This is a genomic window from Aestuariivita sp., assembly GCF_021404545.1.
Classification (GTDB): domain Bacteria; phylum Pseudomonadota; class Alphaproteobacteria; order Rhodobacterales; family Rhodobacteraceae; genus Aestuariivita.
Genome location: NZ_JAAWWD010000017.1, coordinates 12497 through 33847, shown reverse-complemented (window position 1 = coordinate 33847; position 21351 = coordinate 12497). Strand labels below are relative to the sequence as shown.

Below are 21351 nucleotides of genomic sequence, written 5' to 3'. Positions count from 1 at the left end.
TACCCGCTCTGCATTTCCCAGGGGCCGCAGCCCAAGGGCCCGTTGCACATTTATGAGGAAATGTACAAATGGCGACATCTGGTCGAGAATTTCTTTTGCGATCTGAAAGACTTCCGACGGATCGCCTTGCGAACCGACAAAACCGACCTCAGCTTCGCAGCAATCATCAACGCTTGCGCAGCACTGCTCAACTCAAAGTGAATCTCAACAGACCCTAGGCGGCTATCGCGCCAGAAGCGTTGGATCGGCATCTCTTCCATCAATCCCATGCCACCATAGATCTGCACCGCATCGTCCGCGATCTTTCCCAGCATTTCCGAACAGAACACCTTGATCATCGCTGCATCTGCATCGCGCATCATGCCCTGTTCGGCGCGGGCGACGGCATCTTTGACCATCAGATCCGCAGCCCGCAGCTGGATTGCGCCATCGGCCAGACGGAACCCGGTGGCCTGAAAGCTGCCGATGGGTTTGCCGAACTGTTTGCGCGACGCGGCCCAGTCGGTTGCCATCTCCAGGATACGCTCTGCCTTCCCGCAGCAGGTCGCCCCAACCCAGATGCGCCCCATGCCCAGCCATTTGCCCGACAGCTCGAGGCCCCGGCCTTCTTCGCCCAAGAGTTGACCCGCGCCCAGGCGTACGTTGTCGAAGTGCAATTCAAACGTCTTATAGCCCCGATAGCTGACGCATTTCGTGCCTTCGCGACAGTCAAAGCCTTTGGTCCCAATGTCGACAAGAAAGGCCGTGACCCGCTTGCGCGGCCCGCGCGGGGTCTCGTCCTCACCGGTGGCCGCGAAGACGATAGCGAAATCGGGCATGCAGGGACCAGAGATGAAATGCTTGGATCCGTTGAGAATCCAGTCGTCGCCGTCGCGCCGCGCATTGGTTTTCATCCCCATAACGTCGGACCCGGCATCGGGTTCGGTCAGGGCAAAAAGCTCGCGCTTTTCACCGCGCACGGCCGGCAGCAGATACTCCTCGCGCTGCACGCCGTCACAGGCCATCAGCAACTCGGTCGGTCGCGCGGCCCAGCTTTGCAGAGCGTGGGACGTCTTGCCATACTCGCGTTCAATCAGCGACATCGGACCATAGCCGAGACCGCCCCCGCCAACGTCTTCGGGCAGGTTGCAGGCGAACAGACCCAGCTCATGCGCTTTGGCTTCGATCTGGCGGCCGATCTCCTCGGGGACATAGCCCAGACGATCCACCTCTTCTTCGTGAGGGTACATTTCAGTCTCGACAAAGCGGCGGACCGTGCTGACCAGAAGGTCGGTTTCATGGCTGGTTTCGATATTCATCTGCGCCTCGCTCATTCAGCTTCGGCTTTGGCATTCCGGCGCGACAGGATTGCGGAAATGACAAAGGCAATCAGGGTGATAGCAATCAGGACCACGGCTGCGGCTGCAACCGTCGGGTCGGTGTTCTCGCGGATGCCGTTCCACATGCGGCGCGGCAGGGTGTAGACGTTGAACTTCGAAATGAAGAGCGTGACCACGATCTCATCCCAACTGAGGATGAAAGCAAAGAGTGCCCCGGCAAAGACCCCCGGTTTGATCGACGGCAGGATCACACGACGCATGGTTGTCCAGTTCGAGGCACCAAGGTTCTTAGATGCCTGTTCCAGCCTTGGGTCAAACGTAGCAAGTGATGCGCTGACAGTGATCAGCACCATTGGCGCGGCCAGGATCGTGTGAGCCAGGATCAGGCCCGCATAGCTGTCAAGCAACCCCATCGGAATCCAAAGCCGATAGAACGCCATCGCCGAAATGATCTGAGGGATGATCAACGGCAGCAGCAGCAGCGCCCGCACCAATTCGCTGTATCTTGACGACACGCGCCAGAGCCCGATGGCGCAGAGCGTGCCAAGCAGAGTGGCCAGCAAGGATGTCGAGACCGCGATCACACCGCTTTGAAAGAAGCTCGACAGCCATTCCTCACTGGTGAAGAGTTTCTGAAAGTGCCGCAACGAAAACGTGCCCTCGGGCATCGATAGGAAGCGTTTCGGCGTCAGCGATACGGGGATGGCGATCAACGCGGGCGTGACAAGAAACAGCAGCAATACCCATGCGCCGATCTGGTTGAAATGTGAAAACAGGCCCGGTTTCATCGCGTGGACCCCCCGAAGACGGTACTCAGCTTCATAAAGCGGGACATCATCCAGAGCATCGCGAGCACGCCGAACAGCATAAGAGCCGCCAGCATTGCCGCCGTGCCCCATTGAAGGGTGACCAGAAGCTGAACAGAGATGTATTCCGCGACCATCAGCACCTTGCCACCGCCAAGGATCGCCGGGGTGACATAGAAACCGAGGCTGAGGATGAAAACCAGAAGCGTCGAGGCGACCAGCCCCGGTGTGGTCATCGGAAGGTAGATGCGCCAGAATGTTTGCACACCAGACGCCCCTAGGTTGCGTGAGGCATCCATCACGCGGGTATCCAAAGACTGCATAGAGACCAGCAGCGGCAGCACCGCATACGGGATCATGTAATGCACCATGCCGATCAGCACACCCAGTTCGTTGCGCATGAAGGCAATCGGTTCCACGATCAGACCAATATCTTCCAGTGCTACGTTCACCAACCCGCGGCGACCCAGCAACATCAGCCAGGAAAATGTGCGCACAAGGATCGAAATCCAGAAGGCGACCAGCAGCAGCGTCAGCATGTAGTTCTTCTGGCGCTGGTGACAGTGCACCATGGCGTAGGCGATGGAATAGCCCAGCACAACGCTGAACACTGTGGTGATGATACAGATGCGCACCGTGGTCCAGATGATGCGGATCAGCGCATCGCTTTCGCCCAGTTGGGCGTAATTGCCCAGACCCGGCTCGGGATCGGTCACGCTGAGCCACAGGATGTTGAGGATCGGACCCAGATACAACGTCACCACCAACACCAATAGCGGCGCGATGATCAACCATCCGGGATGGATATGGCGGGTGAGCAATGGCATTGGTTTATCCGGTTACAAGGCCATGGCCGCCGGCATTACGCGCGGCCATGGCGTGATCTTCAGCTGATCGCGTCGAGGAAGGCGTTCACCGCGGCTCCGCCGTTTTCACCCCACCAGACCGGATCGTTATAGACAATCTTGTCGATGTTCATGGCCGAGGTGATGGCATAGGGCTGCTGATCCTCGGGGATCTGATCGAACGCCTCAGGGTTGGACGGGGTCATACCCAGACAATCCAGCAGGGACAGCTGCGCTGACACTTCTTGGGCTGTTGCGATGAACTGCATCGCCGCCGCGCCTGCCGGATTCCCCTTTGGCACGATATAGGCGCCGGGCATCGCCATCGCCTGATTGTTCACCAGTTTAAAACGCCCGTCAGTGTCGTTCTCGATATTGCGACCGCGGTTTTGCCAGACCATGCCCAGGGACACTTCGCCGTTCACCACCATCGAATGTGCCTCAGAGCCCGAGCCCCAGTAAAGACTGTCATCCTTGATCGATTTGATCTTGGCCAGCGCGCGGTCCATGTCGAGCGGGTAGAGCGCATCGCCCGGTACACCATCGGCCATCAGTGCCGCTTCGAGCGAGCCATTGGCCCATTTGTAAAGCGAGCGCATCCCGGGGAATTTTTCGGTGTCGAAGAAATCCGCCCAGTTCTGCGGCGGGTTGTCGCCAAAGGCTTCGGTGTCATAGACGAAGGCGTAGCCGTAAAGGATCACCGACACACCATGCTCAAGCGCAAATCCGGGCAGCGTTTTGTCTTTGGAAACAACGGAATAGTCGATTGGCTCAAGATGGCCTGTCACCCCCAATGAAACGGCATTGAAAAGATCAGCATCGGCCACGTCTGCGGTCACATTTCCGCTGTCGACCATTTCCTTAATCTTGCCTTCCAGCGGGCCCGACGTGTCGAACCTCAGACCCATGCCCGTGGCTTCGGTAAATGGATCGCCGATGGCCGACCCGTGGCACTCTTCGGATTGGCCACCCCAGTTCCACATCACCACATGATCGGCGGCTGCTTGGGCGTCACCTGCCATTACCGCGCTCATGGCCACACCTGAGGCGCCACAAAGCGCCAGGAATGTGCGCCGGTCCATGCGGCCTTCCTTGTAGGCATGTGCGCTGTCTTGCAGCGTCTCTTTCATAAACTGTCTGCCTAGCATTCTTTAGTTCCTCCTATTGGGTCCGGGAATGCCCGGTTGCTTTGTCATGACACCTTCTGGGTGTTCTGTTATGGGGCCTCAGGCCGTCTTGAGTTCCACGGCTGCTTCATCCGTCCAAAGCAGATCAACAACGTCGCCTTGGGTCAGCGTTTCGCGATTGCGCCAGACGTCGATATCGACCTCGATCTCGGTGCCATTTGCAGCGTCCACAATGACCCGCTGCATGGAGCCAAAATATGTGATCGAGCGCACCGTTCCGCTCAGCCGTGCATCCTTGTGGCCAGAGCCGACGCGCAGGTCGATTTTCTCGGGGCGCAGAGCGCATATTTTTCCGTTCTGTTGAACGAAATTGGACTTCCCCAGAAAGCTGGCCGTAAACTGATTGACCGGGCGCTCGTAAAGCTCGTTGGGGGTGCCGACCTGTTCTATCGCTCCGTCGTGCATGATCACGATACGATCCGACATCGACAGGGCTTCTTCTTGATCGTGGGTGACGTAAATGAAGGTTGTGCCGATCCGGTGATGGATGTCTTTGAGTTGCTCTTGCACCTCGACCCGCAGTTTCTTGTCCAACGCACCCAGCGGTTCGTCCAGCAGCAAGACCGGTGGCGCAAAACACAAGGCCCGAGCCAGCGCGACCCGCTGTTGTTGCCCGCCTGACAATTGCCCCGGTTTGCGATCCGCAAACTTTTGCAACCGCACCAGTTCAAGCATCTCATCAACGCGCGCCTTGATCTCGGCTGCAGGACGCTTGCGTACGCTCAATGCATAGCCAATGTTGTCGCGCACCGACATATGGGGGAACAACGCATAACCTTGGAAGACCATGCCGAAATTGCGCTTTTCCGCAGGAACGTTGGCGATGGTTTGCCCATCCAGTTCAATATCGCCTTCGGAGATGTCGAGAAACCCGGCGATCATCATCAGCAATGTGGTTTTGCCCGAACCAGACGGGCCGAGCAGGGTCAGGAATTCGCCCTTACGAATGTCGAGGTTACATTGTTGACGGCCCTAAGAGACCCGAACAGTTTTGAGACGTTGCGGATTTGCAAGCTACCTGTATCGGTGCGATCAATCATTAGACCCCCCGGAGCTGCAGTTTGTTGCGTGTCTCTTGCGGGGTCAGCAGACGGCCGCCCATCCGCTCGGTGATCTCGCGGGCACGGGTGACAAGCTGGGCATTTGTCGCCATCACACCACGTTCGAGATAGATGTTGTCCTCCAGCCCCACGCGTATGTTGCCGCCAAGCGCGACAGCCGCCGCCGCCATTGGCATCTGGCCCCGCCCGATGCCGAAGCTTGCCCAGCTTGCGCCTGGTGGCAGTTGCGCTTTCATCGCGGCCATCGTCTCAACGGTTTGATCCGCGCCCCAGGGGATGCCCAGGCAGAGTTGGAACATCGGCGGAGCGTCGATCAATCCCTCATCAATCATCGCCTTGGCAAAGCGGATGTGGCCGAGATCGAAGACCTCCAGCTCTGGTTTGACGCCCCATTCCTGCACCAACGATGCCATCCGGCGCAGGGTTGGCGGGGTAGAGATATAGATCATGTCGGTGTCAGAGAAGTTCAACGTACCGCAATCGAGCGAGCAGATATCGGGTAGGCACTCCTTGATATGGGCCAGCCGTTCTTCGGGGCCGATCATATCCGTACCGGCGCCGGGCATCGCAGGATTTCTGGGGTCCGGCACCCAATCACCACCCATGCCGGCTGTCATGTTGATCACGACATCCGTATCGCTGTCGCGCACGCGGTCGACGATCTCTTTGAACAGTTTCGGGTCGCGCGACCCTTGGCCCGTCTCGGGATCGCGTGCATGCAGATGAACCACGGACGCTCTTGCCTGCGCGGCCTCTATCGCAGATTCCGCGATGGCCTTTGGTGTCACGAGGACATGTGGACTCTTGCCGACAGTGTCCCCGGCACCGGTCACGGCACATGTCAGCACAACGTCATAGTTCATCAGGAACCTCCCCCTTTTTCCAAAGCTTGGCGCGGGAGGGGGTTAAATATTTGTCGATTATACGACAGAGATGTGCGTAGAGTGACGAAAAATCGCACCAACAAAATGAAAGCAGCCCCATGCAGATCAATACGACAACGCAGATGCCAAGAGCATCCCAGCACGCCGTTTTCGTGGTGGTCCCGCGGTTCAATATCACCACGTTGATCACGATGATCGAAACGATGCGAATCGCGAATTATCTGGCTTCCGAGCCGATCTTCTCGTGGGAAATCGTGTCGTTTGACGGTGCGGACGTGGTTGCAAGCAATGGTATGATGACGCAGGTCGCTATCGCTGACGACAGCCTGCCCTCTGCTGATTTCGTCTTTGTCCTGGGCAGCTGGGGGACAGAGCACTACGACAACCGCCAGCTACTTGCGTGGTTGCGCAAACGTGCCCGCAGTGGCGAGATCGTATGCGGCGTAGAATTAGGGTGTTACATTATCGCTCGGGCGGGCCTGCTGGATGACAAACCGGCAACGACCCATTGGTCTTGGCTCAGCGGTTTTCGAGAGACCTTTAATCGGCTGGATGTGCAGGAATGCCTGTTTACCATCGACGGGCGTATGATGACCTGTGCGGGCGGTCTGGCGGGCGTTGACCTGATGCTGCGCCTGATCGAACGCACCGAAGGCAGCGGCTTTTCCGGCGAGATCGCGGACCAGATGCTGCACCATCCGATTCGCAACGCCAGCTCGCCTCAGCGCAGTACCATGGGGCGCAGCACCGAGACAATGTTGCCGATTGTCCGCGAGGCCATGACCCTGATCGAGGAAAACATCGAAGAACCGCTCAAGGTTCCGGAAATTGCCCGGCTGCTCGACGTTTCGCAACGCCAGCTGGAGCGACAGTTCAAGAAACATGTGGGTTGCACAGTGGTTCAGTTCGGATTGCTGCTGCGATTGCAGAACGCCCGGTTGCTGTTGATTTCGACAAATCTAAGCGTACGCGAAATTGCTACCGCCTCGGGCTTCAACACGCTGTCACATTTCGCCTATTCCTTCGGACGGATCTTTGGCCGCCGTCCCTCGGAATATCGCGAAGCCTGGCCTGTCAATGAAACTGCGCCAAGCTGGCCGGGGTCGCTGTCCGATTTCCTGGCAACGTTGGACGATGTCACGGCTGGCGCGATCAGCCCTCGCGGGACTGACGCACCGCGTTGAGCACCGCAACGATTTCGCGGCCCCGCTGAGCGGCCATATCTTCAAAATGCCGTTCCCCGGCGATGGCATTGCAGCCATCGACCATGCGATCACGCAACTCGGTTGTCAGTTCGGGTGCCTCCAGCCGCGCCCAGGGTAGCTTCAGCGCCGGGCCGAACTGGTCCAGGTTGGTCGCCATTCCGCCCGCACCACAAGCGACGTGAAAGGCCATACACTGACCTTGTGACACCATGCGCGGCGCGGGGCCGTTCATCAGGGCGATGTCGATGTCGTCAGGTGTTGCCTCGCCGTTGGCGACCATATGGAGCGCCTCGCGCCACAGGGCCTCTTGCAGGCGGGTGGCGACGAAGCCTGGAATTTCCTTTTTCATCAATAGCGGTGCTTTGCCCGCGATCCGGTAGAACGCGCCCGCCCAAGCGACGGCTTCAGGCGCGGTGTCGTCACCGCCGACGATCTCGACCAGGGGTAGCAGATATGGCGGATTGAACGGATGCCCGATCACGGTGCGTTCGGGCGTGGCACAGCTGGTCTGGATTTCCGTCATGGTGAGGCCAGATGTAGAGGATCCGATCACCACGGAGGGTGGTAGGATATCCCCCATCCGCTTATACAAAGCCTGTTTGATCTCCAGCCGCTCTGGCGCACTTTCTTGTACGAATTGCTCGCCCTCCAGCGCTTGCTCAAGATCGGTGACGATGCGCAGCCGATCACGCGAAGCGCCCTCGGCAAGGCCCAGTTCGGTCAGACTGACCCATGCGGTATCGAGGATGGCGCGAAACGCGGGCGTCTCGGACTCATTGTGCAGATAGGCGGTGACGTCATATCCGCGCGCAAGGAAATGCGCCGCCCAACCGCCGCCAATCGGACCCGCGCCAATACTGGTGACGCGGGTGACACTTGAAGGATCTGGATACATCATTCGCCTTTGAAATTGGGTTCGCGTTTTTCCACGAAGGCTGCCACGCCTTCAGCGGCATCCTCGGATTTCAGCATTTTGCGATAAGTGGGCATCGGATCGGTGCGCATCTTGTGGAAGGCCTGTTCCAGTGGCACGCATTCGATCACACGCTGGACCTCTTTGACCGACTGCATCGCCAGGGGCGCCGACCACGCAATCGAGGCGGCCCATTCCCGAGCAGCGTCCATCAACTGATCGCGCGGAACCACTTTGTTGACCAGTCCGTATTGCGCGGCCTCGGCTGCGGTCATGCGGCGGCCCAACAGGAACATCTCCATCGCGATGTTGTGCGGGATGCGGCGCGGCAGGCGTTGCAGCGCACCGGCGTCCGGCACGATCCCAAGTGGCATTTCGGGCAGTCCGAATTCGACGTGATCCGCTGCAATCAACAGATCGCACCCCAGCGCCATCTCAAACCCGCCGCCGATCGCCAGACCATTGATTGCTGCAATGACCGGCTTGTTCAGGGCCCAGTTCTCGGTGAGACCGGTGAAACCACCAAAGCCGTAATCATCCGACTCCCACCAGTTGTCCAACTGCATCTCGCCGTCGTTGAGCGCCTTGAGATCCCACCCGGCCGAGAAGATCTTGTCTCCGCCACCGGTCAGGATCGCGCATCGCAGGTCTTTGTCCTCATGCAATTCCTGAAATGCCGCCGCCAGCGCATGTGAGGTCGCGACGTCGATTGCATTCACTTTGCCGCGTTCAAGTGTGACTTCCATCACATGGCCCTCGCGGTGGACCTTTACCCCGTCCGACATCCGCGTCTCCTTAACTGAATTCCGGCATGACTTCGTTGCAGAACATGCGCAGTGATTTTTGCTGACTGGCGTGATCCAGACCCATGGAGGCGTAGTAGATGTACTCATTCACGCCCAACGCCTGATACCGCTTGAGTTTCTCGATAACGGTCTCGGGTGATCCGAACATCAGGTTCTCTTCCAGCATCGCGGGATCGTATTGTTCACGTCCTTCCAACTGATCCAGCGGGACTGACGCGGGAAATCCGTTGTGGACATCACCTGCGTTGCGAAACAGGTTCTCGAACTGGCTCAGAACAGTGCGGATCGCGTTCAGTGCGGTTTGCCGGTCGGTTTCGTTGTCATAGACACAGGCGTGGCGCATCAGTGCAAATCGGGGCTGCCAATCGTTGTCGGCCTTGGCGATGGCGTCATCGAAATGCTGCTTGTAAAGCTCGGCTTCGGCGAAGGGGCGGGTCAGCGGCCAGCAGTTGACATTGCACTTGTTGCGGATCGCGAAATCATAGGTGATCGGCGAGCGTGCGGCGACCCAGACAGGCAAGTCATTTTGCAGCGGTTTGGGCACCGAGGTGGAGGTCGGAAACTGCCAGAACTCGCCGTCATGGGCGTAGTCACCCTGCCAGAGCGCGCGTACGGCAGGCAGCATTTCCTGCATATAGCGCCAGGCGTCTGATTGCTTCAACCCGGGTTTCATCCGATCGAATTCACGCTGGTAAGCGCCCGAGCCGATGCCGAACTCCAGCCGTCCACCGCTGATCAGATCGGTGAAGGCGGCTTCCCCTGCGAGGTTGATCGGATGCCAGTAGGCGGCGGTCGCGACCGCGGTCCCAAGCCGGATGCGGCTGGTCTCGGTAGACCACCAGGTCAACAGCTGAAACGGGTTCGGCGCGATGGTCATTTCCAGGGCGTGATGCTCGGCGGACCAGACGATATCGAAACCGCCTTCTTCGGCGATATGCACCATCCCGAGCGTATGGCGTGCGACATCCTGCATATCCAGGCTATCGTCGATCCGTTCCATGTTTACGGCCAGTTGGAATTTCATGGCAGGGCTCCTGTTGGTCTGATGTGTGGGGCGGGGCTCAGCGCATCACGAAGGGATTGCTGATTGGATCGTCTGAGGTGTTGACCCAGACGGTCTTTGGTCTTGTGTAATCGTAGATGGCCTGGAATCCGCTTTCGCGGCCATAGCCCGAGGTCTTGTTGCCGCCGAACTCGGCGATAGGGGACACCACGCGGTAAGTGTTGACCCAGACAATGCCTGCGCGCACCGCGCTCGCCATGCGCAGCGACCGCGCGCTGTCACGGGTGAAGACACCCGCTGCCAGCCCATGTTCGGTGTCATTGGCCAGCGCCAGAACCTCGTCTTCAGTCTTGAAGCGTTGCACGCACAGGACCGGGCCGAAAAGTTCGGTGTCGACGATGCGCAGATCCTGGCGGGGGCAGTCGATGATCGTGGGTTCATAGAACAGGCCTGACATGCCCTCAGGCTGCCGGCCGCCGGTCAGCACCGTGCCGCCTTCGGTTTGTGCATGGGCGACCTCCCGCTGGATGTGTTCCAGTTGCCCTTGGGTGCATAGCGGGCCCATTTGGGTGTTGTCGGCAAGCGGATCACCGATCACGATCCGGCCTGCGATTTCTGTCATGCGTTCAAGGAACTCATCGGCGATGTCTTCATGCAGATAAAGCCGCGATCCGGCGACGCAGCTTTGCCCCGCCGCCGCGAAGATGCCCGCGACAGATGCGTTGACCGCGCTTTCGATATTTGCGTCATCAAAGACGATGAAGGGCGATTTGCCGCCCAGTTCCAGCGATATCTCCGCAAAGTTGCGCTTGGCATTCTCCAGCACATGGCGCGCCGCATTCGGACCGCCGGTAAAGGACACGCGCGCAACCAACGGGTGCCCGGTCAGCGCCCGGCCGCAGGGTTCGCCATGGCCCGTGACGATGTTGACGACACCGGGCGGGATGCCTGCCGCATCGATCAGTTTTCCGAATTCCAACATCGCGGCGCTGGCGTGTTCCGAGGCCTTGAGCACAACCGTATTTCCCGCCGCCAGTGCCGGGCCGATCTTGACCGCGACAAGGAACAGCTGGCTGTTCCACGGCACCACGGCTGCGACGACACCCAGTGGTTCGCGCTTGGTAAAGACGAACATGTCGGGTTTGTCGATGGGCAGGGTCTCGCCGCTGACCTTGTCGGCACATCCGGCAAAGAAGTGGAAGAACTCGGCGATGTATTTGGCCTGCCAGCGGGTTTCGCCAAGCAGTTTGCCGGTATCGATCGATTCGGTGCGGCCAAGCGCCTCTGACTGATCCGCCAGCAGATCGCCCAGTTTGCGCAGGCATTTGCCGCGCTCGGTCGGGGTCATCCCTGCCCAAGGGCCGGTGGTGAACGCCCGGTGCGCGGCTTTTACAGCCCGGTCGACGTCCCCCTCTGTGGCTTCGGGCACCCGGCTCCATACCGTACCGGTTGCCGGGTTCACGCTGTCAAAGGTGCCGCCGTCCTGGGCATCCACCCACGCTCCGTCGATCAGCATTTGGTAGCTCGTGATATCGGACATCACATGTTCCTCCCCCTTTGAGACACCTCCATTCATGGCGGCTTTGAAGGTCGGGGTTTGGGAATAATCGACACCGCTTGTCGAAAAATCCCAATCCTTGGACGGTTGCGCGCGGCAGGTTCGGCATAGAAGGAGCCCTGTGCAATGGTCAGAAAGAAGCAAGTTATTGGTGAACCGCTGGAGATCGGGGGGCGGGTGTTGTCGCTGTCACGAGCGATTCGTGCTGGCGATTTTGTGTACCTCACGGGGCAGATTCCGATGCAAGACGGCGTGCCCATGACCAGCGGTACCGTCGAAGAGCAGACCCGCGCGGTGCTGGATGACATCACCCACACGCTGGCGGAAGCCGGGTGCACCCGTGATGACGTCATCAAGGCCCTGGTCTGGTTGCGCGACCGCAGTGATTTCCCCGGTTTCGATGCTGTTTATGGTGAGTACTTTCCGGTTGAACCGCCAACCCGCTCTGCGGTGGTCAGTGATCTCTTGGTTGACGCCCGGGTCGAGGTCGAGGTGGTGGCCTACTGCCCGCTGGGAGGCGAAAGCTGATGGCGCAAGCTCCGGATGGCACCGCGTTTGAGCTTACTGGTCCGGTGGATACACCGGTGATTGTGCTGATACATGGTCTTGGACTCAACCGCGCGTGCTGGCAATGGACCATTCCTGCGCTGCAGGATCGCTACCGTGTTCTGAGCTATGATCTTTATGGCCATGGCGACAGCGCGATCCCACCGGAAACCCCCAGCCTGCTGCTTTTTTCCAAGCAACTGAACGGGTTGCTGGATCATTGTGGCATTGCGTCCGTGACGATCGCGGGCTTTTCCCTAGGTGGCATGATTGCCCGGCGCTTTGCGCAAGATAGACCTGACAGGGTAAGCGCGCTTGTCATTCTTCACTCTCCCCATAAACGCAACGAAACGGCGCAGGCCGCGATTCGAAAGCGCGTTGAACAGGCCCGTCACGATGGTCCGCAAGCCACGGTTGAGGCGGCGCTGGACCGCTGGTTCACCGCGGATTTCCGTGTATCGAACGCGCAGATGATGGACCTCGTGCGCGGGTGGGTCATGGCCAACGACAAGGCGGTCTATCACACCATCTACCGCGTTCTGGCCGATGGGATCGATGAAATCGTGGCGCCTGATCCGCCGATCAGCTGTCCCGCTTTGGTGATCACCGGCGATGAGGATTTCGGGAACGGACCGGAAATGACCCACGCCATCGCCGCCGATATCGAGGGGGCCGAGGCGATCGTTCTGTCAGGGCTGCGGCACATGGCACTGGCCGAAGACCCCGCAGCCGTCAACGGCCCGCTCCGGGCCTTTCTTGATCGTCAGGATATAGCACGATGAGCACACGGATTCTGAAAGGGCTGCGCGTTCTCGATCTCAGCCGCATGCTGTCTGGCCCATATTGCACCATGCATTTGGCTGATCACGGCGCGGAGGTAATCAAGATCGAAGGCGGCACCGGCGACACCAGCAGGGGCAACGGGCCGTTTCGCGATGATGACCCTGAGAAAGTTTGGGCCGGGTACTTTGTCAGCATGAACCGCGGCAAGAAAAGCATCGCCCTGGATCTGAAATCGGAAGATGGGCGGGCGCAGTTTCGGGCGCTTGCTGCGACGGCTGACGTGATTGTCGAGAATTTCCGTCCCGGCGTGATGGAGCGTCTGGGCCTGTCCTACGAAGACCTTGCCGCGCAGAATCCGCGCCTAGTCTATGCCGCGATCCGCGGCTTTGGCGATCCCCGGACGGGGGAAAGCCCCTATTCCCAGTGGCCTTCTTATGACGTTGTCGCCCAGGCCATGGGGGGCTGATTGCGATGACCGGCCCAAATCCCGAAACACCGACGAAAACCGGACCTGGCATTGGCGATATCTTTGCCGGGATGACGATGGCATTCGGCATCATGGCGGCGCTGCGAGAGGCCGACGCCACGGGCAAGGGCCAATTCGTCGAAGTCTCCATGTACGATGCAATGATATCGTTGTGCGAACGCATGATCTATCTGCACGACTTCACCGGAGAAGTCCCTGAGCCCGAGGGCAATGCGCATCCGTTTCTGGCGCCGTTCGGTCTGTTTCCGGCATCAGACGGGCATATCGCCCTCGGGATTGTTGACGATGCGTTCTGGCGTCGACTGGTAGACATCATGGGCAAGCCAGAGCTGGGGCAAGACCCGCGGTTTGCCAATCGCGCCCAGCGGGGACAGAATGCAGAGCAAGTGGAGCGTTTGGTCACGGCCTGGACCTCCGAGCGCACCAAGGCAGAGCTGACGGGTCTTCTGGGTGGGCAGGTGCCTTTCGGGCCACTGAACACAGTCGCGGACATTTTTGCCGATCCGCATGTTGCGGCGCGCGGTATGCTTGAGAAAGTGCCGTCGCCGGAGCCTGGTCAGGCGCCCTGGACGGTTGCCGCCAACCCACTGCGTTTTGCCGCGCATGGCCACGGCGCTCTGGCCGCGCCGCCCCGGCTGGGTGCGGATAACGCGATGCTGACCGGGCTTGCACCGCCAGCCCCGATGGACCCCGCAGACATACGCGCTTTGCGCGATGCCTTTGGCCGTTTCGCCACCGGCGTCACGGTTGTTACGACCTGTCAGGCAGATGGCACACCGCGCGGGTTCACGGCGAACTCCTTCACGTCTGTATCGCTCGACCCACCGCTGCTGCTGGTGTGTATCGGCAAGCGGGCCCTGTCCTGCGATACGTTCGCCGCGTGCGATCACTTTGTGGTCAATATTCTGGCGGATGACCAAAAAGAGATCTCAGGCCTCTTTGCCTCGCAATCCGCAGACAAATTCGAGATCGCGGATTGGCACCCAAATGCGCAAGGCATGGCAGTGCTGGATGGGGCGCTCACCAGTTTCAGCTGCGCGCAGCACAAGCTGGTGGATGCAGGTGATCATCTGATCCTGATTGGTCGTGTTCTGGATTTCGAAACCGGAGAGGGCCAACCTCTTGGCTACTACAAAGGGGCCTATTTCGATGTCGGCGTGGACCGCGCGCTCACGGATGCGGCGGCGTCTGGTGGCGGAACACTTGGGGCAGTGCTGGAATGTGAAGACCGGCTGTTGTTGGCAGAAGGTCCAAGTGGCGCGATCACCGTTCCAACCGCGCCAGCCTCGGACAACAGCGTTGATGGGTTGATCATTGGTTTGGGCGATCGCGGGTTGTTTCCGGAATTGACGGACCTTTATGCGGTCTACCAGATCACACCGACGGGCACGCAGCGGATCATTTACCATGGCACGGTGCAGGGCGAAGCCCCCGAGGGCCTGCGGTTTTTTGATCTGAACGCGCTGCCGCTCGACCGGGTCGAGGACGAGGCCGAACGCGCCATGCTGCGCCGCTATGCGCAGGAAAACCGGCATGGCAGCTTTGGCATTTATCATGGAACAGAGGTGGAAGGCGTGGTGCATACCCTAGCCGGACACCGGACATATCGTATCTGACAGGAGAGAATATATGCTTCCCGAATTGCGCAAGGTCGTCACTTTCGATGAGGACATCCACACCGAGGGCGGGCGCGCATCCGACCCGGTTTTGCGGATGATCGGCGTGGCCGCCGTGGTGACGAATCCGTGGGCCGGTCAGGGGTTCGTAGAAGACCTGTCACCCGAAATTCAGCGCATGGCCCCGGTGCTGGGGGAACTGCTGTCAGATCGGCTGATTGCCCTGGCGGGATCTGGCACTGCCATCGAAGCGTATGGTAAGGCCTGCATTGCGGGCACGAGTTGCGAGCTGGAACATGCTTCGGCGCTGATCCATACGCTTCAATTCGGCAATTTCTACCGCGAGGCCGTGGGCGCCAAGAGCTATCTTGGGTTCACGAACACGCGGGGCCCTGCGAACACGCAAATCCAGATCCCGTTAATGGACAAGCATGATACCGGGCGTCGCTCACATTATCTGACGGCGCAATTCTCAATTTATGATGCGCCCGGGGTGGATGAGTTGGTGGTGGCCCTTGGTGCTGCGACCCGTGGCCGCCCGCATCACCGCATCGGGGATCGCTATTCCGATCTTGCGGCTTTGGGGCGCGACGTGGAGAACCCTGCGGCTGTATAGAAGACTACTGCGGCGCGCGTGATTGCGCGCGCCTGGTTTCAGATGGGCCTCTTGCAGGCGCTCCCGGACTGCTGGAACTGCAACCCGGTCAAACGGGATCGAGTTCCGCGCCGCTGCCGTTTGTCCGTGAGGGTCGGACGATTCTCACGGGCAACGCAGGTTTCGGTTCTGCTCAAGCCGCGTCTGCTGTCGGGCAATGACCTTGGCGATATCGCCGATGTACTGCCGGGTTGGCAGCAAAACCGGCAGAGAGATGTCTTTGCCGATCATTGGAATTTCCGATCTTGTCAAGAAGGCCAGCGCCCCGACGCCGGCCGGGTCTTGCACCCGGTCCGCTTTTCAGGATTTGGATGCAAACGCCATATAGAGGGTTCGTACAAGTGCTATGCTGACGACCAGAACCGTCAGCACGACCGAGAGTGCCGCAATGGCCGGATCGATATTGTCGCGCAGACCCATCCACATCAGGCGGGGCAGTGTGACCGCCTCGACCGAGGTCACGAAGATCGTCACGGCAATTTCTTCCCAAGACAGAATGAATGTCAGCAGGAAGGACACCACGATACCAAACCGAATGTTCGGGAGGATGACTTTGAACACCCGATCAAACAGGCTTGCGCCCATGGCGCGCGCAGCCAGGTCGATACGGCGATCCACCTGGCTGAGCGAGACAGATGTCAGAACAACAGCAAAGGGTGTGATCATCACAGCATGAACCAGCGCGACACCCAGCAAGGTGTCATAGGCCACGAGATCGTTGAATCCGCTGAGCTTGATGAGGAAGAAATACAGCGTCAGGGCCGAAACCACCGGCGGTGCAACCATGGGCAAAAGCGCGATGCCCATCAACGCCCCGCTGAACTTTGGCCGCACCATCCAGATCCCTAGGCTGAAAAACAGCCCCAACAGGGTTGCAACGCTGGCACTGATCAAACCGATGCGGATCGACAGCCAGACGCCGCTGGCCCAAACCGGGTTTTCGATCAGGGCCCAGTAGTGGCGCAGGGACCATTCGTCTGTGGGCAGAGACAGAAAGCGTTTCGGCGTAAACGAGACCGGAACAACGGCCAGCAGCGGCAGCATCAGAAAGACCCCGACCAGGGCCGCGATCAATGTCGCAATAACGCTTGGGCGAAGGGTCGTCATTTTTTTGGTGCTTTCGGTTGGAGTTGCCGCATCAGCAGGGCAAGAAGGCCCGCAATCGACACCATGAGAACAACGCTGATTGCGGCGGCCAGCCCCCAGTTGGGGCTCTGGAAGATGCGCAGATAGATCAGCTCAGCCACCATGACACTGCGCCCACCGCCCAGAATGGCCGGTGTCACGAAGAACCCGATGGAGAACACGAACACCAACAGGCCCGCGCCCAAAAGGCCGGTCCGCGTCATTGGTACAAAGACCTGCCAGAAGATCCGCAACCGGGACGCGCCCATCCCGCGGGCCGCCATAAGCGTCCGTTCGTCAAGATTGCGCATCGCCGTGGCCAAGGGGAACACCGCAAAGGGGATCAGGAAATGCACCATGCCGATCACAACGCCGATCTCATTGCGCACCAGTTGCAAGGGATCGTCGATCAGGCCCACGGCCATCAGCCATTCGTTGATGATGCCGCGATTTGACAGCAAGGCCAGCCACCCGAACGCCCGGCCCCCAGCCCCTCCGCCCACCGCCCAGAATGGCCGGGTGTCACGAAGACCCGGTATGAGACCCTGAACCCCAACGGGCCCGGCGCCAAACGGCCGGCCCGTGTCATTGGTACAAATCCCCGCCAAAAGACCCGCAACCGGGACGCGCCCCCCCCGGGGGCCGCCATAAGCGTCCGTTCGTCAAGATTGCGCATCGCCGTGGCCAAGGGGAACACCGCAAAGGGGATCAGGAAATGCACCATGCCGATCACAACGCCGATCTCATTGCGCACCAGTTGCAAGGGATCGTCGATCAGGCCCACGGCCATCAGCCATTCGTTGATGATGCCGCGATTTGACAGCAAGGCCAGCCATCCGAACGCCCGGCTGAGCACCGAAATCCAGAATGGAATGATGATGCAAGGTTCGGTCAAAGTCCGCGCCAGTGGCCCGCCCCGGACCCAGACCAGAGCGATCGCATACCCTGCGACGATGCAAATGGCGGTGACGATGAGACAGATGCGCAACGTGCGCCAGAAGACGGAAAGGACCAACGGATCGCTGAGCGCCGTCTGGTATTGTCCAAACCCCGGTTCGGGCAGCGTCACACTCCAGCCCACGACACCAAAGAACGGCATGAGATAGGTGACGCTCAGAAAGAGAATGAGCGGCCCTATCAGGAGAAGAGTAGTCGGGAGAGCGCGCATGCCGTTCCTTGGTGTTGGCCCCTTGGCTCCGAGAAAGCCAAGGGAAACGCGGTGTTATCAGGCCGACACGATACCCAGATAGGTGTCGAGGGCCGCGCCGTAATGCTCTTCATACCAGGCCATATCGAGCGGCGCCTGAAGGGCAAAGTTGGCCGGGTCCACCGGGTTGAAGCGGCGCTGATCCTCGGGAATAAGGGTATCTGCCGCCGGGTTTGCGGGGCCTGTACCCAGCAGATCGAACAGCACCTTCTGGCGCTCCGGATCCTGCGCGGAGGCAATGAACCGCATCGCGTTTTCGGCGCCACCGGGATTGTCTTTGAGCACGCCCATGGAGCCCGGAGAGATCATGCCATCGTTCCAGATGAAGCGGATGTCGCCCTCGGAATCCTGTTCCAGCAGCTTGGCGCGGGTCGACCAGACAAGCGCCATCGAGGCGTCGCCATTCAGCAGCAGGCTCTGGCTTTCAGCGCCGCCACCCCAGAAGGCGATGACGTCATCCTTGAACGCGCGCAGCTTCTCATGGGCACGGTCAATGTCGAGCGGATAGAGATCTGCCCGCGCAACACCGTCGCCCAGCAACAGGGCTTCCCACATGCCGACGCCCCATTTGTACATGGCGCGCTTTCCAGGGAAGCGTTCGGTGTCAAAGAAGTCTGCCATGCCGGTTGGCGGGGTGTCGCCAAATCGCGTGGCATCATAAGCAATCACATAAGAGAAGAAGTAGGTGGATGCGGCATAGTCCCAGCCGAAGCCGTCGCGCATCTTGCCGCGGTCGACGACATCATAGTCGATCGGTTCCATCATGCCGCGTTTGCCAAGGGCCTCCGCGGAGAACGGATCGGCGTCCACAATGTCCCATGCCGGATTGCCGCTTTGGATCTGCGCCTGTATGGCGCCTTCGGTCGGGCCGGAACCGTCCTGCCGGATCGCGACGCCGGTTTCAGCCTCAAATGGCTGGCCAAAAGCGGAGTCGTAGGCTGTTGTGGCATCGCCACCCCAGTTGACGAACACCAACTGACCATCATCGGCCAGAACGGGGGTGCCTTTTGTGGCAAGAGCCGTGGTGCCGAGCAAGGCGATCGCCAGCTGTGTGAAACGGCGGCGCGTGATCTGCCCGCTGCGGGCCTGATCGGCGAGCCGCTCAAGGTTGTCGTTCTGAATTTCGTCGTTCATTGATAAACTCCGTGTTGTAAGACGCTTTTCCGCTTCTCGCGGCTTTGGTTATTGATCGTGCAGGAAGTACCCGTGCTGCTCGGGCCAGTTCACGCAAAGCGCGGCACCGGGTATGGTGCCATCGGGCAGGCTTGCCGTGTCGAGTGTCAGAGACAGTCCGGTGCCACCCTGTGAAGCCAGATCCAGACGCGTTTGCGCCCCGAGATAGGTGATATTGGTCACCGTTGCTGATATCGAGTTGCCCACCTCTGGGCGTTTGGCTGAAAGCCTCATGTGTTCGGGCCGGATGGCAAGGACATTGGCCGATCCTTTGGTGCCGATGGGCGCACGCAATTGCTGCCCCTCGAACAGACCCGAGGCCAGGTCGCCGTCAGGCGATACCTTCTCAAGTGATAAAATATTGATATCGCCAAGAAATTCCGCCACGAAGCGGTTCTGCGGATGTTCATAGATGTCCTGAGGCGCATCCACCTGCTGAAGTTTGCCAGCTTCGAAAATGGCAATGTGGGTCGAGAGGGCCAAGGCCTCAGACTGATCATGCGTCACGAAGATGAAGGTTGTTCCGGTCTGCGTGTGCAGGCGTCGCATTTCATCCTGCATTTGCCCGCGCAGATTCTTGTCCAATGCCGAGAATGGCTCATCCAGCAAAAGCGCGGGCGGCTCACAGGCGAGTGCACGCGCCAGCGCGACGCGCTGCTGTTGTCCGCCCGACAGTGCGTCGGGACGTTTGTGCGCATGGCCGCCAAGGCCAACCATTTCGACCATCTCCGCGACCCGGGCCTTGATTTCGGTCCGGCTGCGCTTTTGCACCTTCAACGGAAAGGCGATGTTCTGCTCGACAGTCATATGTGGAAACAAGGCATAGCCCTGAAACACCATTCCAAACCCTCGGCTCTCGGGGGGGAGGTTGGTCACATCGCGCCCATCAAGCGTGATCGACCCTGCAGTGGGTGCCTCAAAACCGGCAAGCGTCATCAGAAAGGTTGTCTTGCCCGATCCTGACGGCCCGAGCAGCGTCAGGAACTCGCCACGTTCAACCGTGAGCGAGATATCATCCAGTGCAGAAAAGGTACCAAACATCTTGCAGACGTTTTGGGCGCGTATTTCCGCTGCGTGGGACTTGTCATACATATTGGCCTCCGTTGGGCAGAGCCTAGGAGGGTGAAATGCTCAGTGACAAACGAATTGTTTTCTCACTTTTGACAAACAAAATTTGCCAAAGGCGAGAGGGTTAGGATTTGCCGTCCACCAGCTCATCCAGAATCCAGCGCCGAAACGCGACCACGCTTGGGATATCTGCCTTGGCCGGCGGAATGGCCAGATAGTAGGATTTCGAGGATTCGATCGACAGGTCGAATGGCCGGAGCAATTGGCCGGTTTCCATCGCTTCGCGGCAGATAAAATCATCGCCCATCGCGATGCCCTGCGCATGCCGGGCTGCTGTATAGACGAGGTTCAAATCAGCAAAGATGACCCCGGTGTGCGCCGCGTCTTTGGATTGGCCGGCCGCCGCAAGCCATGATACCCAATCGCTGTGATCGGTGAGATGGAGAAGATCTGCTTGCAAGACGTCTTCAGGGTTATGAAGGCCACCTAGCCGGTTCAAGAGGATCGGGCTGATCATTGGGGTGAAGGCGACGGATTGCAGAAGTTCGGTCTCGACTCCAGCCATGTTGTGATCGGAAAAAACGATAAATACATCCGCATTCGGGTTGGTCACATCATCCAACTGGGTCGGCAGCGTAACGGAAAGGGTGATATCCGGGCAGACCGCGCGAAACCGGGAAACTTTGGGGGTGAGCCAGCTGGACGCGAAGCCCGGCGTGCAGCTGACCGTCAGGCTGCCCGACAGGCCGCGCCCAGCATTGCGTGCGGCGGAGCCGCTGATTGCGGCCAGCGCATTCCGGACATCTGCGGCATAGGATCGGCCCTGTCGTGTCAACTCCAGTCGGGTCCCGACCCGGTGGAACAACGAAAACCCCAGATCGCGCTCCAACAGTCGCAGTTGGTGACTGACCGCGCTCCGCGTCAGGTTAAGTTCATCGGCCGCTTTCCAGACCGCGCCATGCCGCGAAAAGCTTTCCAAAGCTCGCAGGGCCTGGGTAGAGGGGATGCGTTGCACGTCGGAGCTCTCGCTGGTGTGAGTTCAGTCTTTTCTATCCAAGGTGATAGCAAAGGTGAACAAATTTTGTCATTTCCGAGAAAACGTTT

General features: G+C 59.5%; 21 protein-coding genes and 3 pseudogenes. 7 read left to right on the top strand and 17 right to left on the bottom strand.

Translation table 11 applies throughout. The features are described 5' to 3' along the window. Positions 1-201 (top strand): annotated as a pseudogene (locus tag HEP69_RS08065) (hypothetical protein); the annotation flags it as partial. Positions 202-215: 14 nt separating this feature from the next. Here the strand turns inward: HEP69_RS08065 and HEP69_RS08060 are convergent. The 6 genes and pseudogenes from HEP69_RS08060 to HEP69_RS08035 all read right to left on the bottom strand — a co-directional run. Further along, positions 216-1298: pseudogene (locus HEP69_RS08060) on the bottom strand (acyl-CoA dehydrogenase); the annotation flags it as partial. A gap of 11 nt (positions 1299-1309) precedes the next feature. After that, positions 1310-2107 (bottom strand): ABC transporter permease, encoded by a 798-nt coding sequence (locus HEP69_RS08055; protein ID WP_290558039.1) that lies wholly within the window; start codon positions 2105-2107, stop codon positions 1310-1312. After that, entirely contained in the window at positions 2104-2952 is an 849-nt protein-coding gene (locus HEP69_RS08050; RefSeq protein ID WP_290558038.1) for an ABC transporter permease, read from the bottom strand. Before HEP69_RS08050 ends, HEP69_RS08055 begins: the two co-directional genes overlap by 4 nt. Positions 2953-3011: 59 nt before the next feature. Next, complete coding sequence (locus HEP69_RS08045; RefSeq protein WP_290558037.1) at positions 3012-4118, bottom strand: extracellular solute-binding protein; 1107 nt, start codon at positions 4116-4118, stop codon at positions 3012-3014. Positions 4119-4196: 78 nt separating this feature from the next. Continuing rightward, positions 4197-5081, bottom strand: a complete 885-nt coding sequence (locus HEP69_RS08040; protein ID WP_290558041.1) for an ABC transporter ATP-binding protein — start codon at positions 5079-5081, stop codon at positions 4197-4199. 115 nt (positions 5082-5196) lie between these two features. Further along, on the bottom strand, positions 5197-6081 hold the full coding sequence (locus tag HEP69_RS08035; protein WP_290558036.1) for a 3-keto-5-aminohexanoate cleavage protein: 885 nt from the start codon (positions 6079-6081) through the stop codon (positions 5197-5199). 143 nt (positions 6082-6224) lie between these two features. On the opposite strand from HEP69_RS08035, the gene HEP69_RS08030 reads away from it, so the two are divergent. Next, a complete protein-coding gene (locus HEP69_RS08030) occupies positions 6225-7286 on the top strand; it encodes a GlxA family transcriptional regulator (RefSeq protein ID WP_290558035.1) in 1062 nt (353 codons plus the stop codon). Here HEP69_RS08030 and HEP69_RS08025 read toward each other — a convergent pair. The 4 genes from HEP69_RS08025 to HEP69_RS08010 are packed head-to-tail and all read right to left on the bottom strand — an operon-like array spanning position 7255 to position 11569. Then, on the bottom strand, positions 7255-8205 hold the full coding sequence (locus tag HEP69_RS08025; RefSeq protein WP_290558034.1) for a 3-hydroxyacyl-CoA dehydrogenase NAD-binding domain-containing protein: 951 nt from the start codon (positions 8203-8205) through the stop codon (positions 7255-7257). The genes HEP69_RS08030 and HEP69_RS08025 overlap by 32 nt on opposite strands. Continuing rightward, a complete protein-coding gene (locus tag HEP69_RS08020; protein ID WP_290558033.1) occupies positions 8202-9005 on the bottom strand; it encodes a carnitinyl-CoA dehydratase in 804 nt (267 codons plus the stop codon). Before HEP69_RS08020 ends, HEP69_RS08025 begins: the two co-directional genes overlap by 4 nt. Before the next feature lie 10 nt (positions 9006-9015). After that, on the bottom strand, positions 9016-10050 hold the full coding sequence (locus HEP69_RS08015) for an LLM class flavin-dependent oxidoreductase (protein ID WP_290558032.1): 1035 nt from the start codon (positions 10048-10050) through the stop codon (positions 9016-9018). Between the two features lie 37 nt (positions 10051-10087). After that, entirely contained in the window at positions 10088-11569 is a 1482-nt protein-coding gene (locus tag HEP69_RS08010; protein ID WP_290558031.1) for an aldehyde dehydrogenase, read from the bottom strand. A 144-nt stretch (positions 11570-11713) separates the two neighbouring features. On the opposite strand from HEP69_RS08010, the gene HEP69_RS08005 reads away from it, so the two are divergent. The 5 genes and pseudogenes from HEP69_RS08005 (at position 11714) to HEP69_RS07985 (ending at position 15635) form a co-directional block, all read left to right on the top strand. Next, a complete protein-coding gene (locus HEP69_RS08005; RefSeq protein ID WP_290558030.1) occupies positions 11714-12115 on the top strand; it encodes a RidA family protein in 402 nt (133 codons plus the stop codon). Beyond that, entirely contained in the window at positions 12115-12915 is an 801-nt protein-coding gene (locus tag HEP69_RS08000; RefSeq protein WP_290558029.1) for an alpha/beta hydrolase, read from the top strand. The genes HEP69_RS08005 and HEP69_RS08000 overlap by 1 nt, the downstream gene beginning before the upstream one ends. After that, positions 12912-13993 (top strand): annotated as a pseudogene (locus tag HEP69_RS23730) (CoA transferase); the annotation flags it as partial. The gene HEP69_RS08000 and the pseudogene HEP69_RS23730, both read left to right, overlap by 4 nt. 63 nt (positions 13994-14056) lie before the next feature. Continuing rightward, positions 14057-15019 carry a flavin reductase family protein gene (locus tag HEP69_RS23725; protein ID WP_366111311.1) on the top strand — a complete coding sequence of 321 codons (963 nt, stop codon included), beginning with the start codon at positions 14057-14059 and terminating at the stop codon, positions 15017-15019. A 13-nt stretch (positions 15020-15032) separates the two neighbouring features. Beyond that, complete coding sequence (locus tag HEP69_RS07985; RefSeq protein ID WP_290558026.1) at positions 15033-15635, top strand: amino acid synthesis family protein; 603 nt, start codon at positions 15033-15035, stop codon at positions 15633-15635. A gap of 144 nt (positions 15636-15779) precedes the next feature. Here the strand turns inward: HEP69_RS07985 and HEP69_RS07980 are convergent, their stop codons facing one another. The 7 genes from HEP69_RS07980 to HEP69_RS07950 all read right to left on the bottom strand — a co-directional run bounded on the left by HEP69_RS07980 (position 15780) and on the right by HEP69_RS07950 (position 21262). Next, a complete protein-coding gene (locus tag HEP69_RS07980) occupies positions 15780-15905 on the bottom strand; it encodes a hypothetical protein (protein WP_290558025.1) in 126 nt (41 codons plus the stop codon). 69 nt (positions 15906-15974) lie between these two features. Next, entirely contained in the window at positions 15975-16781 is an 807-nt protein-coding gene (locus tag HEP69_RS07975; protein ID WP_290558024.1) for an ABC transporter permease, read from the bottom strand. Continuing rightward, positions 16778-17260 carry an ABC transporter permease gene (locus tag HEP69_RS07970; protein ID WP_290558023.1) on the bottom strand — a complete coding sequence of 161 codons (483 nt, stop codon included), beginning with the start codon at positions 17258-17260 and terminating at the stop codon, positions 16778-16780. Before HEP69_RS07970 ends, HEP69_RS07975 begins: the two co-directional genes overlap by 4 nt. Beyond that, positions 17224-17967: an ABC transporter permease gene (locus HEP69_RS07965; RefSeq protein WP_290558022.1), complete on the bottom strand. Its 744-nt coding sequence runs from the start codon at positions 17965-17967 to the stop codon at positions 17224-17226. Before HEP69_RS07965 ends, HEP69_RS07970 begins: the two co-directional genes overlap by 37 nt. A gap of 57 nt (positions 17968-18024) precedes the next feature. Next, positions 18025-19140 carry an ABC transporter substrate-binding protein gene (locus tag HEP69_RS07960; RefSeq protein ID WP_290558021.1) on the bottom strand — a complete coding sequence of 372 codons (1116 nt, stop codon included), beginning with the start codon at positions 19138-19140 and terminating at the stop codon, positions 18025-18027. Positions 19141-19188: 48 nt separating this feature from the next. Further along, positions 19189-20220 (bottom strand): ABC transporter ATP-binding protein, encoded by a 1032-nt coding sequence (locus tag HEP69_RS07955; RefSeq protein WP_290558020.1) that lies wholly within the window; start codon positions 20218-20220, stop codon positions 19189-19191. 151 nt (positions 20221-20371) lie between these two features. Beyond that, complete coding sequence (locus HEP69_RS07950; RefSeq protein WP_290558019.1) at positions 20372-21262, bottom strand: LysR substrate-binding domain-containing protein; 891 nt, start codon at positions 21260-21262, stop codon at positions 20372-20374. Positions 21263-21351 lie beyond the last annotated feature (89 nt).